Source organism: uncultured Granulicatella sp. (assembly GCF_963528315.1).
Classification (GTDB): domain Bacteria; phylum Bacillota; class Bacilli; order Lactobacillales; family Aerococcaceae; genus Granulicatella.
This window is the reverse complement of the sequence record NZ_CAURVV010000001.1, coordinates 65,280-79,041: the sequence shown is the minus strand read 5'-3', so window position 1 is coordinate 79,041 and position 13,762 is coordinate 65,280. Positions and strand designations below refer to the sequence as shown.

The 13,762-nt window shown below is 32.1% G+C and carries 21 protein-coding genes and 1 pseudogene; all 22 read right to left on the bottom strand.

Annotation, left to right across the window (positions count from 1 at the left end; translation table 11 throughout):
* Positions 1 to 151 precede the first annotated feature (151 nt).
* The 22 genes and pseudogenes from RYK07_RS00410 to rpsI all read right to left on the bottom strand — a co-directional run bounded on the left by RYK07_RS00410 (position 152) and on the right by rpsI (position 13,754).
* Positions 152 to 1,213, bottom strand: coding sequence for a DNA/RNA non-specific endonuclease (locus tag RYK07_RS00410; RefSeq protein WP_314851881.1), 1,062 nt, complete (start codon positions 1,211 to 1,213; stop codon positions 152 to 154).
* Positions 1,214 to 1,889: 676 nt separating this feature from the next.
* Positions 1,890 to 2,345: a DUF4274 domain-containing protein gene (locus RYK07_RS00405; protein WP_314851880.1), complete on the bottom strand. Its 456-nt coding sequence runs from the start codon at positions 2,343 to 2,345 to the stop codon at positions 1,890 to 1,892.
* 94 nt (positions 2,346 to 2,439) lie between these two features.
* Positions 2,440 to 2,979 (bottom strand): T6SS immunity protein Tdi1 domain-containing protein, encoded by a 540-nt coding sequence (locus RYK07_RS00400; RefSeq protein WP_314851937.1) that lies wholly within the window; start codon positions 2,977 to 2,979, stop codon positions 2,440 to 2,442.
* A 98-nt stretch (positions 2,980 to 3,077) separates the two neighbouring features.
* Entirely contained in the window at positions 3,078 to 3,743 is a 666-nt protein-coding gene (locus RYK07_RS00395) for a PoNe immunity protein domain-containing protein (protein WP_314851879.1), read from the bottom strand.
* 21 nt (positions 3,744 to 3,764) lie between these two features.
* A complete protein-coding gene (locus RYK07_RS00390; protein ID WP_314851878.1) occupies positions 3,765 to 4,424 on the bottom strand; it encodes a PoNe immunity protein domain-containing protein in 660 nt (219 codons plus the stop codon).
* 21 nt (positions 4,425 to 4,445) lie between these two features.
* Complete coding sequence (locus RYK07_RS00385) at positions 4,446 to 5,111, bottom strand: PoNe immunity protein domain-containing protein (protein ID WP_314851877.1); 666 nt, start codon at positions 5,109 to 5,111, stop codon at positions 4,446 to 4,448.
* 30 nt (positions 5,112 to 5,141) lie between these two features.
* Entirely contained in the window at positions 5,142 to 5,621 is a 480-nt protein-coding gene (locus RYK07_RS00380) for an Imm6 family immunity protein (protein ID WP_314851936.1), read from the bottom strand.
* Between the two features lie 65 nt (positions 5,622 to 5,686).
* Entirely contained in the window at positions 5,687 to 6,097 is a 411-nt protein-coding gene (locus tag RYK07_RS00375; RefSeq protein ID WP_314851876.1) for an SMI1/KNR4 family protein, read from the bottom strand.
* 68 nt (positions 6,098 to 6,165) lie between these two features.
* Positions 6,166 to 6,588, bottom strand: coding sequence for an SMI1/KNR4 family protein (locus RYK07_RS00370; RefSeq protein ID WP_314851875.1), 423 nt, complete (start codon positions 6,586 to 6,588; stop codon positions 6,166 to 6,168).
* 238 nt (positions 6,589 to 6,826) lie between these two features.
* Positions 6,827 to 7,237, bottom strand: a complete 411-nt coding sequence (locus RYK07_RS00365) for an immunity protein YezG family protein (RefSeq protein WP_314851874.1) — start codon at positions 7,235 to 7,237, stop codon at positions 6,827 to 6,829.
* Between the two features lie 159 nt (positions 7,238 to 7,396).
* Positions 7,397 to 7,741: a hypothetical protein gene (locus tag RYK07_RS00360; protein WP_314851873.1), complete on the bottom strand. Its 345-nt coding sequence runs from the start codon at positions 7,739 to 7,741 to the stop codon at positions 7,397 to 7,399.
* Positions 7,742 to 7,822: 81 nt separating this feature from the next.
* Positions 7,823 to 8,296 (bottom strand): annotated as a pseudogene (locus RYK07_RS00355) (SMI1/KNR4 family protein).
* 11 nt (positions 8,297 to 8,307) lie between these two features.
* Entirely contained in the window at positions 8,308 to 8,751 is a 444-nt protein-coding gene (locus RYK07_RS00350) for a hypothetical protein (RefSeq protein WP_314851872.1), read from the bottom strand.
* Between the two features lie 104 nt (positions 8,752 to 8,855).
* Positions 8,856 to 9,335 carry a DUF6985 domain-containing protein gene (locus RYK07_RS00345; protein WP_314851871.1) on the bottom strand — a complete coding sequence of 160 codons (480 nt, stop codon included), beginning with the start codon at positions 9,333 to 9,335 and terminating at the stop codon, positions 8,856 to 8,858.
* A gap of 7 nt (positions 9,336 to 9,342) precedes the next feature.
* On the bottom strand, positions 9,343 to 9,468 hold the full coding sequence (locus RYK07_RS00340; protein WP_314851870.1) for an HNH endonuclease: 126 nt from the start codon (positions 9,466 to 9,468) through the stop codon (positions 9,343 to 9,345).
* A 168-nt stretch (positions 9,469 to 9,636) separates the two neighbouring features.
* The gene (locus RYK07_RS00335; protein WP_314851869.1) at positions 9,637 to 10,122 is read right to left on the bottom strand and encodes an immunity protein YezG family protein; all 486 of its coding nucleotides are present in this window, start codon (positions 10,120 to 10,122) and stop codon (positions 9,637 to 9,639) included.
* 77 nt (positions 10,123 to 10,199) lie between these two features.
* Complete coding sequence (locus RYK07_RS00330; RefSeq protein WP_314851868.1) at positions 10,200 to 10,655, bottom strand: SMI1/KNR4 family protein; 456 nt, start codon at positions 10,653 to 10,655, stop codon at positions 10,200 to 10,202.
* 514 nt (positions 10,656 to 11,169) lie between these two features.
* The gene (locus RYK07_RS00325) at positions 11,170 to 11,571 is read right to left on the bottom strand and encodes a hypothetical protein (RefSeq protein ID WP_314851867.1); all 402 of its coding nucleotides are present in this window, start codon (positions 11,569 to 11,571) and stop codon (positions 11,170 to 11,172) included.
* Positions 11,572 to 11,612: 41 nt separating this feature from the next.
* The gene (locus RYK07_RS00320) at positions 11,613 to 11,948 is read right to left on the bottom strand and encodes a hypothetical protein (RefSeq protein ID WP_314851866.1); all 336 of its coding nucleotides are present in this window, start codon (positions 11,946 to 11,948) and stop codon (positions 11,613 to 11,615) included.
* 88 nt (positions 11,949 to 12,036) lie between these two features.
* Positions 12,037 to 12,510: an SMI1/KNR4 family protein gene (locus tag RYK07_RS00315; protein WP_314851865.1), complete on the bottom strand. Its 474-nt coding sequence runs from the start codon at positions 12,508 to 12,510 to the stop codon at positions 12,037 to 12,039.
* Between the two features lie 11 nt (positions 12,511 to 12,521).
* Positions 12,522 to 12,962 (bottom strand): hypothetical protein, encoded by a 441-nt coding sequence (locus tag RYK07_RS00310; protein ID WP_314851864.1) that lies wholly within the window; start codon positions 12,960 to 12,962, stop codon positions 12,522 to 12,524.
* A 399-nt stretch (positions 12,963 to 13,361) separates the two neighbouring features.
* Positions 13,362 to 13,754, bottom strand: coding sequence for a 30S ribosomal protein S9 (rpsI, locus tag RYK07_RS00305; protein WP_006702950.1), 393 nt, complete (start codon positions 13,752 to 13,754; stop codon positions 13,362 to 13,364).
* Positions 13,755 to 13,762 lie beyond the last annotated feature (8 nt).

Genomic DNA, 13,762 nt, shown 5'->3' with positions numbered 1-13,762 from the left:
ATGTCTTTCAGCAGTCTGCGGCACTGTCTCACCATAGAGAAGAGCCGCTTTTTTATTTCTTTAAAATTGTTTTTCACTCACTGTGAAGAGCCCCCAAAAAGTTAGACTTTTTGGGGGTTCTTCATTTAACTTTTTTTGTCTTTCATATCTATTACCATTCTAAGCCTGCTTCTCTAATTTCCTTCTTAGAAGCATACTTACCATTCGGTCTGTGCCATCTACCATTAGAATCTTTGAAATATCCATATGCATTAGATGACCCAACATTTGATTTTTGTTGATTTTCTTTTTGAACTCTTTCCTGTTCTTCTTTTTTAGCTCTCTCTTGTTCTTCTCTTTGAGCTCTTTCTTCTTCTTTTTTAGCCTTTTCTTCTGCCTCTTTTTTAGCCTTTTCTTCTGCTTCCTTCTCTGCTTTTTCCCTTTCTACTTTTTCTTTCTCTTCTCTTTCTTTTTGACTTTCAACTGTATTTGTTGCACTTCCATCTAAATAATTAATCTCTGCATTAGCTGAAACATTATCTAAAACAACATGAGTTACAGAAAATTGATCTACCTTCTCCTTAGTACCACCTAATTTGATTTCTAAAAGACTTCCATTTTTATCTATACCAACATATTGTAGTTCAATCTGTCTTGGAATTAATTCATCATCTTGATAAATTGGTGTTACTTTATAATCGAGATAGTAATTAGGATGAGTAGCGAGCCAAGAATCCAATTTATTTTCATAAAAAATCATACTATTCTCATTAGAATCATCTATTCCGGTATAATTTCCAGAATTTAGCCAGTTAGTCATCGGAACTAAATTTCTTTTTTCATCATTCAGCCCACTAAACTGATATCCGACTAAATGTCCTCTACTCATCAACCATGCCTCTTTTGTTCCATCACCATAATAAAATTTATAGTTGTGCCATCCCACTGGATCATACGTCAACTTAGAATTTCTTTTTTCTGTTGGTTCATCACTATTCTTGAGTTGTATATGAGCACCTTTTGCACGTGATAATGAATCTAACTCCTCAAGTACTAGTTGTTTTTCATTTTTAAATGGTAATAAACCAGCTTCTTTAAATAACTTTTCATCAAATTTGGCTTGTTGCTGCTCTACTTTTTCAACTGGTACCTTTGTTTGCTCTTTAGTACCCGAACATCCAACAAGTGTAATCATAGACAGTACCGTAAACGTAAGAGAAAGTAATCTCTTCATATAAATAACCTCCTTTTTATCCAATAAATATTTGTGATTTAAATCTCATTATACTGAAAAAGAATATCCTACTCAACAAAAATTAGAATTCTCAATCTATACGAGAACATTTTTGAGATTAAGAAATCTTTGGAAAAGTTAATCTCCTAGACGTTCTCTCATAAAATCAAGCCAAAATAAAAATGACTTTTCCCCATAACACGAATAGCCAAGAGACCGCAGGGCTACTGGCGTCCATTGCTACATTTAGAAAAGTCAATTTCTATGCCGTATACAAAAAAACTGTGGTTTAACCACAGAGTGTCGAAATACTGTTGTACTGATTATTGAAAACTATCCACACAACTATTTAATGTACTTATCTTCAGTGGATTTTTAGCCACTACGTAGCCCATAACTTGACTTTATTGACTTGTCAATTTTAAAATGTACTAAATATTGGAAGTAAAAATCAGGTTGAGTCTTCGTCTCTTCGGGTTGCACTGCTATCCCTGAAACTTCACTTTGTTGTGTATTTTAGAATATTTTCATAATATTAAAAGCATTATAGCTGATTTTCTTTAACTTCCTCAAACCATTTTTTAAACACTAGACGTGGAAGCAATTCTTCATTCTTATCACAACACCCTTCATAGCTATAGCGACTGTCAAGAGTATCATATTGTTATTCTTATTTTTAAAGACGAATATGTAAATCTTTTCCTAAAACTCCGTCTAAAATAATCGGATCGAGATTAGGAGTTAACTTATTTAATTTGAACTTTTGAATTTTTGTTATTTCAGGCTGAAAAGAGATACTTCCATTGGGATATTTCTTTTTCAAAATTTTATTATAAACTTCCTTTATAAAATCTTCCCAGGATTTCGATAAACGATTTGCAAAAACAGCCTCTCCTTCAAGTAAATATTGTATACCGTCTGCTCGATGAAAAGCTAATAAGGCAACAGAGAGAGTACAATTAGGATGAGTAATAATTGCCTCTGGCACTTCAAAACCATTATTCCAGTTATAATTATCTAGCAAGACAAAGAGTTCATCTTCACTATTAATAGACTTAACTAGTTCCACAGCTTTATCATTGCTTTCAGAATATAAAATATATGATAGTTTATTCAATTTTATTTCATCCATTTTTTATACCTCAAACTAATTTATTGTAAAAACATTCCCATAGTTCCTGAGTTACACCTTGATTTTGATTAGATTATCAAAAATATGACCACTTTTAATCTCCGATAGGCCCAGCTAATTGAGTAATTAGTAAAATATGTTCATATATTTTTACCTTATTCAGATGATTTACGTCTTTAAAGCCACCTAAAACCAAAAGTGGCACAAATCCAAAACACTCTGCATAGTCAAGCAAACCATATTTCTCTACCGCCTCATGATAAAGTGGTAAGTCAAAATAATCATCTGTAAAACTTTTGTCAGGTAGAAACTTGATAAAATGTGATAAATTTTCTAAAAAAATATCAAATGTACCATCTTTATATTTAATAATCCCCAAATATTTCTTCTTCTCCAAAGTTATAATGTCCCCAAAAGCTGTCGCAAAAATAGGTATGGAAATGTCCCCTCTGAAATAGGTCTCCTGAACCAGTTCAAGATACTCATCTGGATTAATGACCTTCAAATAACCATCTAAAAAGGTCCCCAGACCGTCTTCCTTCCAGATTTGAACTAGCTCTTCTGGAACTTGATTCTTATACTTTTCTATTACTTCTTGAGGCAAGGTTGCCACTCTTGTAAAATCTTTTAACATATAGACTCCTTTTTTAATAAATAAATCAAACATTTAGATAGGTAGAAAGAAAAAGGACACTACATGTTCGATAAAAACTTGGTGGAAACCCAGTTTTCTTAGTTTTCTTGGACTAGAAGGTCATATGGGAAATATTCTAGGTCTTTCAAGCGCTCGTCGTAGATTCCTTTGATTTTGCAGGTTGCGGCGGTGTCAAAACTCCAGTAGCCATAATAACCACAGTGTTCATATTGATGAGAATTATACCAAGGTTCATCCGAGTGGCTATAGTACCAGAAACCCTGCGCTTTGGCTACACTCTCATAAGTGTCCTCTATCATATTTTGATACTCTAGAATCGAGTGAAAAGGAACTATCTTGTCATGGAATAGATAAACCATGTAGTATTCAATCAATCCATCTGTGTGATCCATCTGCTCATAAATAGCCTTCAAATCATCCAGAAACTCTTCCTTGCGCTCACTGTAAAGCACTCCCAGGGCAAAGATGTTAACTGCCAAGTCAAATGGGAATCCCTCTGAGGCAATGAGCTTTAAATTAGAAAGAATCCCTTGATAATAGGGGAAAAGAGTTTGAACAGAATCCCCTAGAGAATAACATATTTTAAATAAAGTTTCATTATCAATTACTAGATTTCGAAAATAAACACTTTTATTTTCTGGTTTAATTTTATCATATTTTGCTAATCTCCTATTTAGCGAACCTAGATACAATTCTCTGTCTTCTCGGAAGTATTCCTCTGTTTTGATTCTATCTCTTATCATATGTTAACTCCTTTTCTCAACCTACTCTCCTTGCACCAACAAATCATATGGAAAATACTCTAGGTCTTTCAAGCGTTCGTCAAAAATACCTTTAATCTTACAAGTTGCGGCAGTGTCAAAACTCCAGTAGCCCACATAAGTATCTTTGGTATGATTATTATACCATGGAGCATCTGAGTGGCTATAGTACCAGAAACCCTGTGCCTTAACCACACTCTCATAAGCATCCTCAATCATATTTTGATACTCTAAAATCGAATGAAAAGGAACTATCTTGTCATGGAATAGATAAACCATGTAGTATTCAATCAAGCCATCTGTGTGGTCCATCTGCTCATAAATAGCCTTTAAATCATCTAGAAACTCTTCCTTACGCTCACTATAAAGAACTCCTAAGGCAAATATATCAACCGCCAAGTCAAAAGGAACTCCTTCCGAGGCGACCTCTTTTAAGTTGGAGAGGATTCCTTGATAATAAGGAAAGAGCTCCTGAATATCCTTTCCTAGAGAGTAACCAACTCTTAATAAATCTTCATAATTAATAACTCTAAATCGAAAATGATCCGAAAGATTTTCTGGTTTTACCTTATCAAAACGTTCCAACTTCTTGCGCAAACTTTCAGAATACCATTCAAATGCTTCCTGAAAGTATTCTTCAGTTTTGATTCTATCTCTTATCATATGTTAACTCCTTTTCTCAACCTACTCTCCTTGCACCAACAAATCATATGGAAAATACTCTAAGTCTTTTAAGCGTTCGTCGTAAATTCCTTTGATTTTACAGGTTGCGGCGGTGTCAAAACTCCAGTAGCCATCATAACCTCTATTGTCATACTTATGTATTCCATACCAAGGTGCATCCGAGTGGCTATAATACCAGAACCCCTGTGCCTTGGCTACACTCTCATAGTTGTCCTCAATCATATTTTGATACTCTAAAATCGAGTGGAAAGGAACTATCTTATCATGGAATAGATAGACCATAAAGTATTCAATCAAACCATCTGTATGGTCCATCTGCTCATAAATAGACTTTAAATCATCCAGAAACTCTTCCTTACGCTCACTATAAAGAACTCCTAAGGCAAAGACATCAACTGCACGATAAAAGGGGACTCCCTGCGAAGCAATAACTTTGAGATGAGACAGAATACCTTGATAATAGGGAAAAATCTCCTCTTTCGAAGCCCCTATAGAATAGGAAAGTTTCACTAGTTCTTCATTATCCAAAACCAAATCTTGATAATGGAACAACAAATACTTCTCCGAAATTTCATCTGTCATCTCGACAGCTTCTCTTAAACGTTTTTGTAACCGATTCAAACGTTTTTCAAAATACGCATAATCTTTATGTTTGTCTCTTAACATGTATGCACTCCTTTTTTTCTTATCTCACAGCTAGTCTAATATATCAGATAGTTTCTTTAGTATCTTTTCTTTGTTCTTTTCGTTGTCATCTAATAAATAGTTTTTAAAGTCATCTAGGTGTTGGATTTTACTTCCAAGAATGTTTTCCAATTGCTCACTAAAGAATTCTTCTTGTTGGGCTGAATCAATTTCTTCTAGTAATGCAGGTATATATTTTTTCCCTTCTAACTTATAAGCTAATGATGCTATAGAAGCACCTGCTTCAAAAATACAGTTCCACTTTGATTCATATTTTGGTTCATCCACTTGCATATAAATTAAAGCCCCTCCGAAATCAGTTCCATCATCAAGAAGGGAATAGAGGACATCTGCAGATACCTCATGATTCTCTACCCATTTCCAGCATTCTTCAAGAAGCTCTTCAATCTTGTTATAAAACTGACTTTCCTGCATTGACTTAGATAACCATGTAGCTATTCCTAATTTAAATAATGCGTTATGGTGATTCATACTCACGATTTCCTTCCAATTTTCATACTTATATACTCAACAATGGTCATTTACTACTATACATCTTAAAAAAGATTCTCAATTAGACTAGAAAAACTGAAACAAACAAGGGGTAACTCTTTAAAATCACCATAGTTCTTTTCATGATCCCAAAAGACGATGTTTTTATTAGCTGAATAATCAAAACATAATAAATTTCCAAACCCATCTTCTGCAAATGGAATTAGTTGGTCGCCGATTCTATCTTGTAAATCTTCAAGAATTTCATATATATTATTGTATTCATTCTCATCTAGGCTAATCAAATTATTGAAAATTTCTACCTTCCCATCTACCTTAAAATGATTAGGATTAGGATAACCACCATCATATTTTAAAACAAATTGTTTATAATCCTCTGGTAGAGTAATTTGTAATCTATGCTCCACACTTTCTATTATATCTATAGAACTACCTTTATAATTCAACCACTTCATATTCTTACTTCATTCCTTTTTGAAAATAGCACATCTACTTATCTAGAAAATCTTCGAAGTTAGAAAAATTAATAATAAAAAGTATCGTCCTCTAACAATTTTTCTAAAAATTCCCCAAGATTTTTGGATATCTCTTCATCATAATAATAAATCTTTCCACTATTATCTGAACCGAAGCCAATAGATATCAGGACAGATTCATTTGCTTCAAAGAAAATCATTTTATCTTCTTCAAATTCATCATATATTTCAATATCCGGATAAAATTCAAAATCATTTTGTCTCAATCTAAAGTCCAAAACAGACTCTGGATCCATAATTCGATTGATGTTACCTACTTCACTTCCAATAAAACCATGGCCAATCTCTAAATAAAATTTTCTAAGTAATTTCGGAAATATTATTCCTAACTTTGATTCGCTGTTTTTAATTTCATCCTTGGTAAGTGGATGGAACTGATGAGAGGGATTTGATTTTATTTTTCCAAACATCTACTGATGCCTCCTATGCTATGGTCGATTTTAAAGTTACTATAGGTGAAGATATTCCCCTTTTCAATTAAAACTGGTTAGAACCCCATCCCCCCCTAGTTTTCTTGGACTAGAAGGTCATATGGGAAATACTCTAGGTCTTTCAAGCGTTCATCAAAGATGTTTAACTTTTGTTTTGATATTCTTCCATTTCTTTAAAAAGTTGAAGTAAATCATTATTTTCAGGTTCTTCTCCTAACTATTTATATTTAAAAAAAGACAGCCTTTGATTCGAGGTAAACGGACTAGCAAACCAATCAGTATAATCAAACTCAACCTTTAATTGTTTCCGAGATTTCACTATTAAAACCATTGCATACCATTCAGGTTGATTATTATCTTCTAAAACCTCTAAAATGTTTCTAGAAATGCTCATTAATTGATTAAAGGTGTCCATATATTCAGAAAATGGAATGTCATAAATTACTGGCATATCATGTGAGAAAATATATTTTTCAGGATTTTCTTTCGTATTAAAATAAAATAAAACTTCTCCGTCCCCTTCCTTTAACTCAACATTAAAGTATAAATCATTCCAAGTTACTGGAATAATACGATTTACATTATTTGCTATATCATTAAACAATTGACTTAATTGATTTTCAAACATTTTTAATCCCCTGATTTATTTCTTATCTACTTAATTCTAAGTGGCTCTCCTTCAATTTGAGAACGTACGTTAAACATTTTTAGTCTGACTGATATAGAATCTTTTTCAAAAACAGTATCTATCCTTACTGAAACTTTCTTAGGCAGAACAACATTTAGTTCAGCTTTCCATATGAGCTTTTTTCAACAATTCTTCAAATTCTTTTTCGGAGAAATAGGCTCTCTTTCTATCTGTATCAATAAGAAGAAATTCTGGATTATCTCTTAAAAATTGTATGTTAGCATCTTCTTGACTAATTTTTGATTCCCAAAATCCGAAATTAGCATAATTAATTAATTCTTCACCATTATGTTCTCCTGCTAAATAGCTATCCACTGCTTCTTTAGGGATTTCTTTAGAAACCTCTGGCAAGGTGATATTGAAAGTCGGATACTTTAAAATATACTTACCATTGTCTTCATAAATTTCTAACATATCATCTTTTTTTGATGGTATTTCTTTCATTATTATTTACTCCTCGATTCTTTAATGCTCAATTTATCTTAGGAACTCTATCAATCACGAATTCTACTACACCACACATAGCTAATCCTGTAGCATAACTAAAAACTCTGTAAAGTTAATAGCTACTAACTCTATAGCTGGCTCTAACTCGTAGGACTCTTCGTGATACCAAATACAAATACTCGGATTTTCAGTATCCTCCAAATAGTTTAGACAAAGAAAATCTCCACCATACAATGCTACTATGGGAATCAACTCAAATCCCAAAATATCTTCATGGACAAACAATCTTTCATCCAGTTCGGACATTACAACATCAATGTCATACATGCCAAGTGGTTTGTCTTTTGTGTTTTCTAATATACTCAAGAATCGCTCAATCAAAAAGGACCTATTTGTTAAAGAAAATAAATTTTTAGAAGGGCAAAAACCATTTTTTCTCTTTATAAATTCCTTATAATCATCAGGCAGTTTAACTCTCCACGCCACTTCTCTTTCCTATAATAGCGCATCAGTTGGCAAAGGATAAATAATTGATTGATCTTGTTTATACATATCTTATTCTCCTACAGTTCCTCACTTTTTACTTCCTCAAACCATTTTTCAAACTCTAAACGTGGAAGCAATTCTTCATCCTTCTCATAACGCCCTTCATAGCTATAGCGACTATTAAGGGTATTTTTCTGTGCATCATAAATCAACCACATCTCAGTCGGATGTTCACGATTATATTCTTGGCAAACCTCCTGCAATTTCTGCATATCTTCAGTTCCATATTTCAATAAAGAAAATGCCATATTATCAGAATCATCTACTTTTTTTGTCACAACTTCATTAACTTCTTCCATTCCAATTACAATACCATTAATTTTATAAAATGGCTTAAAACTATACAAACTGTCCGCTATCGCATAGATATATACTTTTTCTGCTTGATTTTGGACATACTCCATTGCTAACGAAATCATGCCAACTTGAACTTCCATAAATTTATCTTCGAATTTATTCATCTTTCGTCTCCTTCTATTTATACTTTTTATTATTTCAGATTTTGGTTCACCATCAATCTTATAATTAACTTCAAAACTACAAATAATTATAAGAAAATATATACTTATAGGAGTATATCCTGATAACCAATTTCAGACAATTCGCCATTAACAAATTTTATTCCTATGCCATTTTCTTTATCCCAATCACACTCACATAAAAAACCAAACTCTTCAATATTTTCATCAAATGTTAAAGGAAACATGATTTGTTTAGGTTGCAACAAAGAATAAATTTTATCTTTATCTCCAATGATATCTAAAAAATATTTCTTTTCGTTATTATTCGTGTAACTTGAAACAATATCTGATATTTCACGATTGTAATATGATATAATTGCCGAATCTGCCTCTTTTACTATTTCATCTAAGTGATTATTGAAAAATCTATAAGCTTTTTCCTGATTAGTTTCAAATTCAGCATCTTCATCCGCATCAATATTGATTTCCAAAATATGGTGCTTATTGAAAATATCTAGAGAAATATCTTTTGTCCAACCGTAATTGAATTTTATTTTACCAAAAGTTTTATGATTTATTTGCATTGTTTTTTTAAACCTTTCTTTCTATAAAACAAATAGTTTTTTTAACTTCAGCTATCCCACCTAGATGTTCAAATTTACTATTAACAACAGATGGAACTAATTGCATTGTTTCCATATCATTTAATTCATCCAAGTGAGCTTCCCTTATTTCCGAAGTTTTGTAATCTCTTTTCTTTACTGATTCAAATACTTTCCAGGAACTTATTTCTCAATTATACCAGTATCTGTATATTAATTTTAAATCGATTACTTTTGAAAAAAACTTAATAAATATGACTAATTTTTTCTAACCTTGAAAATTTTATAAAAATTTGCTTTGATACTTTTCCATTTCTTGAAAAAGTTGTTCTTGAATATTATCTTTTGGTGCAACTTTCATGTATTTATACCTGAAATAGTTTATACGATCAGTTGGTCCAAATTGTGAAGCATTCCAATCAACATAATCAAAATGTCTGCTAAGTTTATTATTTTTATAAATAAAACTTGCATTTTTCCATACCTCAATATGATTATTTTCAAAAATATTCCATAGTTCTCTTGCTAAAACATAATTCTGATAATCCATTTTTTCAAAAGTCTTCTCCTCAACTTTAAAATCATCAGGAATTAATAAGCTATAAAATAATTTATCATTATCTGGTAATTTGAAGAAAAAATATACATTCCCACCAGTTTCCGACATTTCAGAATTTATATAAATTTCATCCCAATCAACAGGAATGGTCTTATTAACATTATTTATTAATTCATATATTTTATCTTGAATTTGCTTCTCAACTGTCATTTTCGTTGGTAACTCCTCTTCAATTCTAATGAAAATTTAAGGGAACATCTATTCAGATAATTCCCTCAATTATGCTCTTAGTTCTGTATTAAATCCATAAATTCTGAAAATGTCTTAGCTAAAAAATAGGCGTTATTTTCATCATTTGAGGCTTCTAATTGATACGTATCGTCGTAATAATATAGGCCTTCATTCTCATCATCACTTTGCCAAAATATTAGAAATCCGTGCTGAATAGTGTCACCAATAATAATGGAATGTTCAAAAATATCATTCCGATATTCTTCTGTCCACTGCTCTATATCAGCATTTTTAATTCCCGTATTTATACCAAACATAGTATCAATATTGATAACTTCATCTATTTGATTGATCTTTATTGAATTTTCAAATTTATAGGATAAATTCCTTCCTCCATTTTGTGTAACTAAAAATTCTTTGTAGTCCACTGGAAGTTTGATATCAAATCGTTTTTCTAAAAGTTTGATATCTTCTTCTTCCGCATGACCAAATGAGTCTATAGTTAATACCATTTTATTTACCTCCTAAATTCAGAATTGAGATGCCACCTCTATGAGTAAAACGTCTATAAATAGCACTATCCACCTCTTGAAGAGTCTTACCATCTTAATGATGATACCAAGTATTACCTAATCCAGTATCACCAGCTTTAAAGAAATCTTTGATTCTTCCTTCAAAACCTTTATCCCAGTTATAATTATCAAGCAAGATAAAGAGTTTATCTTCACTATTAATAGACTTAACTAGATCACAGCTTCAGCATTGCTTTCAGAATATAAATATAGGATAGTTTATTTAATTTTGTTACATCCATTTTTAATACCTCAATCTAATTTATTGTCAAAACGTTTCTATAGTTTCTGAGTTGCATCTTGGTTTTGACACAAAGGTAGTCCTTTACTTTGTAGACCATTCAAAATTCTTTGAAGTTTTTTGACCTCAACTGTAAATCTTCTGGAGATAAATTAATATCTATTTGATCTAATTTCGATTTCACAAATCCCGTGATGAAATCTAGACATAGATTCAATTCTTCAATAGAACTTCCGCTTTATCTGAATTTAGAAAGTCTTTCAATATATTCAAAGTCCGTTCGACTGATTCTTCATCACAGCCATACACTCTTCTTATACTCTTATCATCAATAACCTTGGATAAAAAATTGATTGAAAATCTCTGTTCATCCGTTTGAGCGAACCAAATGTTAAATAAGCCACCCTTTCCTGCTTCCAATTGCGTATTTTTACCGGTTGATGAAATACCTATTGTCATATGATAACCATTATACATGAACGGAAAATTAAAATTTTCATCATCTCCTCCATTAATCTTAATCGTATCAAGATCAATCGAAAAAATTTTCTCTAAAGCTTGTTTGACATTCTGATAACCCAAACTATCTCTTGTAGGCAAGTAAGCTTCGCTCATTTATAAGCCCTCCACATATTTCTGAAATTCTCAAACTTCTATTATTTTGATATAGCCATATCAACTATTTTTCCCGTTTTTATATCAACTTTTAACCTTCTGGCATAAAAATCAGTTGCATAAAGCCAGCCATCTCCCAAAGTCATCTGTTCAAAGGGATAACTATTATTACTGTATCCACTATTATTTATCTCCCAAACTACATTTCCACTCGCATCAATCCTTAAAATGTTATTCTTTTCACTCTCATTATCAAAAGGAATCTCCAATAAAACAATAAATTCATCACCATGTTCAATTACATTTCGGATTTCAAATTCAAAACATTTTATAACTTTACTATTTACTATTAAATTATGTTTTTCATATTCTACCATTGTATCATCCTTTCATCTGAGAATTCCTACGTTAAGCAGTCATTTAATCGTTTATTTGCTTCGCGTTAAATTAATATCCATAATATAGCTAATCCTGTAGCATTGCTAAAAACTCTGTGAAGTTGTTAGCTAAAAACTCTATAGCAGGCTCCAGCTCATAGGACTCTTCATGATACCAGATACAAATGCTTGGATTTTCGGAATCCTCGACATAATTTAGACAAACAAAATCACCACCAAATAATGCAGCTATAGGGATTAGTTGCATTCCAACATTATCTTCATCAAATACAATACGACCTTCCAATTGCGTACTCACAACTCCTATATCGTAATCCTCTTCTGTCTTCTCTCCTGAAATAGCTAGTATAGCTAAAAAACGATCAATTACTTTCTCATTATGCTCAAAATGAAAATACCTTTTTGAGGGAATGACTCCATTCTCTTTCTTTATAAATTCCTTATAATCATCAGGCAGTTTAACTCTCCACACTACTTCTCTTTCCAATAAGAGCGCATCAGTTAGCAAGGGATAGATAATTGATTGATTTTGTTGGTACATATCTTATTCTCCTACAGTTCCTTACTTTTTACTTCCTCAAACCATTTTTCAAACTCTAAACGTGGAAGCAATTCTTCATCCTTCTCATAACGCCCTTCATAGCTATAGCGACTATTAAGGGTATTTTTCTGTGCATCATAAATCAACCACATCTCAGTCGGATGTTCACGATTATATTCTTGGCAAACCTCCTGCAATTTCTGCATATCTTCAGTTCCATATTTCAATAAAGAAAATGCCATATTATCAGAATCATCTACTTTTTTTGTCACAACTTCATTAACTTCTTCCATTCCAATTACAATACCATTAATTTTATAAAATGGCTTAAAACTATACAAACTGTCTGCTATTGCATAAATATATACTTTTTCTGCTTGATTTTGGACATATTCCATTGCTAACGAAATCATGCCAATTTGAACTTCCATAAATTTATCTTCAAAAGTCATTTTTTCACCTCTTTAATATCTGATTTATTCAACAAATATTTGTAATTTAAACCTAATTATACGGAAAAACACTAACCTGTTCAATTAAAATTAGAATAATGAAACTATAAGAAAGTATTTTGAGATTAAGAAATCTTTAGAAAGTTCACTCTCCTAAACGCCCTCCCATAACCTCACTCCAAAATAGAAATGACTTTTCCACGTGCACAAGTACTAGAAGCCGTCCCATCGGATTCTAGTACTGGAAAAATTGAGACTACAGGCTCAATTTTTGGCCAAGAGACCGCAGGTCTTCTGGCGTCCATTGCTACAACCGGAAAAGTCAATTTCTATACTCATATACGCAAAAAACACCCTGTGGTATAACCACAGAGTGTTGAAATGTTGATATATAAAATATTAACGTTTTGAGAACTGGCTAGCTTTACGAGCTTTTTTAAGACCTGGTTTTTTACGTTCTTTCATACGAGGATCACGAGTTAATAAACCAGCAGCTTTTAAAGCGCCACGGAAATCAGGATCAACTGTTAATAATGCACGAGCGATACCATGACGGATAGCTCCTGATTGACCAGTGAATCCACCACCATTAACGTTTACTAATACATCGTAAGTTCCGATTGTTTCAGTAATGTTTAAAGGTTGTTTGATTACTTCGTGTAAGTAAGCAAATGGAATGTATTCTTCGATTGATTTTTTGTTAATAGTAATTTTACCTGTCCCTGGTACTAAGATAACACGGGCAGTTGAGTTTTTACGGCGTCCAGTGCCGCGGTATTGTGCTTGAGCCAATGCTTTTT

Bases quoted from the DNA above. Each gene is read 5' to 3' on its own strand.
- RYK07_RS00370 (WP_314851875.1), bottom strand. From the start codon at position 6,588: ATGTTTGGAAAAATAAAATCAAATCCCTCTCATCAGTTCCATCCACTT.
- RYK07_RS00320 (WP_314851866.1), bottom strand. From the start codon at position 11,948: ATGGTAGAATATGAAAAACATAATTTAATAGTAAATAGTAAAGTTATA.
- RYK07_RS00360 (WP_314851873.1), bottom strand. From the start codon at position 7,741: ATGAAAGAAATACCATCAAAAAAAGATGATATGTTAGAAATTTATGAA.
- RYK07_RS00330 (WP_314851868.1), bottom strand. From the start codon at position 10,655: ATGGTATTAACTATAGACTCATTTGGTCATGCGGAAGAAGAAGATATC.
- RYK07_RS00390 (WP_314851878.1), bottom strand. From the start codon at position 4,424: ATGATAAGAGATAGAATCAAAACTGAAGAATACTTTCAGGAAGCATTT.
- RYK07_RS00350 (WP_314851872.1), bottom strand. From the start codon at position 8,751: ATGAATAAATTCGAAGATAAATTTATGGAAGTTCAAGTTGGCATGATT.
- RYK07_RS00410 (WP_314851881.1), bottom strand. From the start codon at position 1,213: ATGAAGAGATTACTTTCTCTTACGTTTACGGTACTGTCTATGATTACA.
- RYK07_RS00395 (WP_314851879.1), bottom strand. From the start codon at position 3,743: ATGATAAGAGATAGAATCAAAACAGAGGAATACTTCCGAGAAGACAGA.
- RYK07_RS00345 (WP_314851871.1), bottom strand. From the start codon at position 9,335: ATGCAAATAAATCATAAAACTTTTGGTAAAATAAAATTCAATTACGGT.
- RYK07_RS00405 (WP_314851880.1), bottom strand. From the start codon at position 2,345: ATGGATGAAATAAAATTGAATAAACTATCATATATTTTATATTCTGAA.
- RYK07_RS00400 (WP_314851937.1), bottom strand. From the start codon at position 2,979: ATGTTAAAAGATTTTACAAGAGTGGCAACCTTGCCTCAAGAAGTAATA.
- RYK07_RS00310 (WP_314851864.1), bottom strand. From the start codon at position 12,962: ATGACTTTTGAAGATAAATTTATGGAAGTTCAAATTGGCATGATTTCG.
- RYK07_RS00385 (WP_314851877.1), bottom strand. From the start codon at position 5,111: ATGTTAAGAGACAAACATAAAGATTATGCGTATTTTGAAAAACGTTTG.
- RYK07_RS00315 (WP_314851865.1), bottom strand. From the start codon at position 12,510: ATGTACCAACAAAATCAATCAATTATCTATCCCTTGCTAACTGATGCG.
- RYK07_RS00380 (WP_314851936.1), bottom strand. From the start codon at position 5,621: ATGAATCACCATAACGCATTATTTAAATTAGGAATAGCTACATGGTTA.
- RYK07_RS00365 (WP_314851874.1), bottom strand. From the start codon at position 7,237: ATGTTTGAAAATCAATTAAGTCAATTGTTTAATGATATAGCAAATAAT.
- RYK07_RS00335 (WP_314851869.1), bottom strand. From the start codon at position 10,122: ATGACAGTTGAGAAGCAAATTCAAGATAAAATATATGAATTAATAAAT.
- RYK07_RS00325 (WP_314851867.1), bottom strand. From the start codon at position 11,571: ATGAGCGAAGCTTACTTGCCTACAAGAGATAGTTTGGGTTATCAGAAT.
- RYK07_RS00375 (WP_314851876.1), bottom strand. From the start codon at position 6,097: ATGAAGTGGTTGAATTATAAAGGTAGTTCTATAGATATAATAGAAAGT.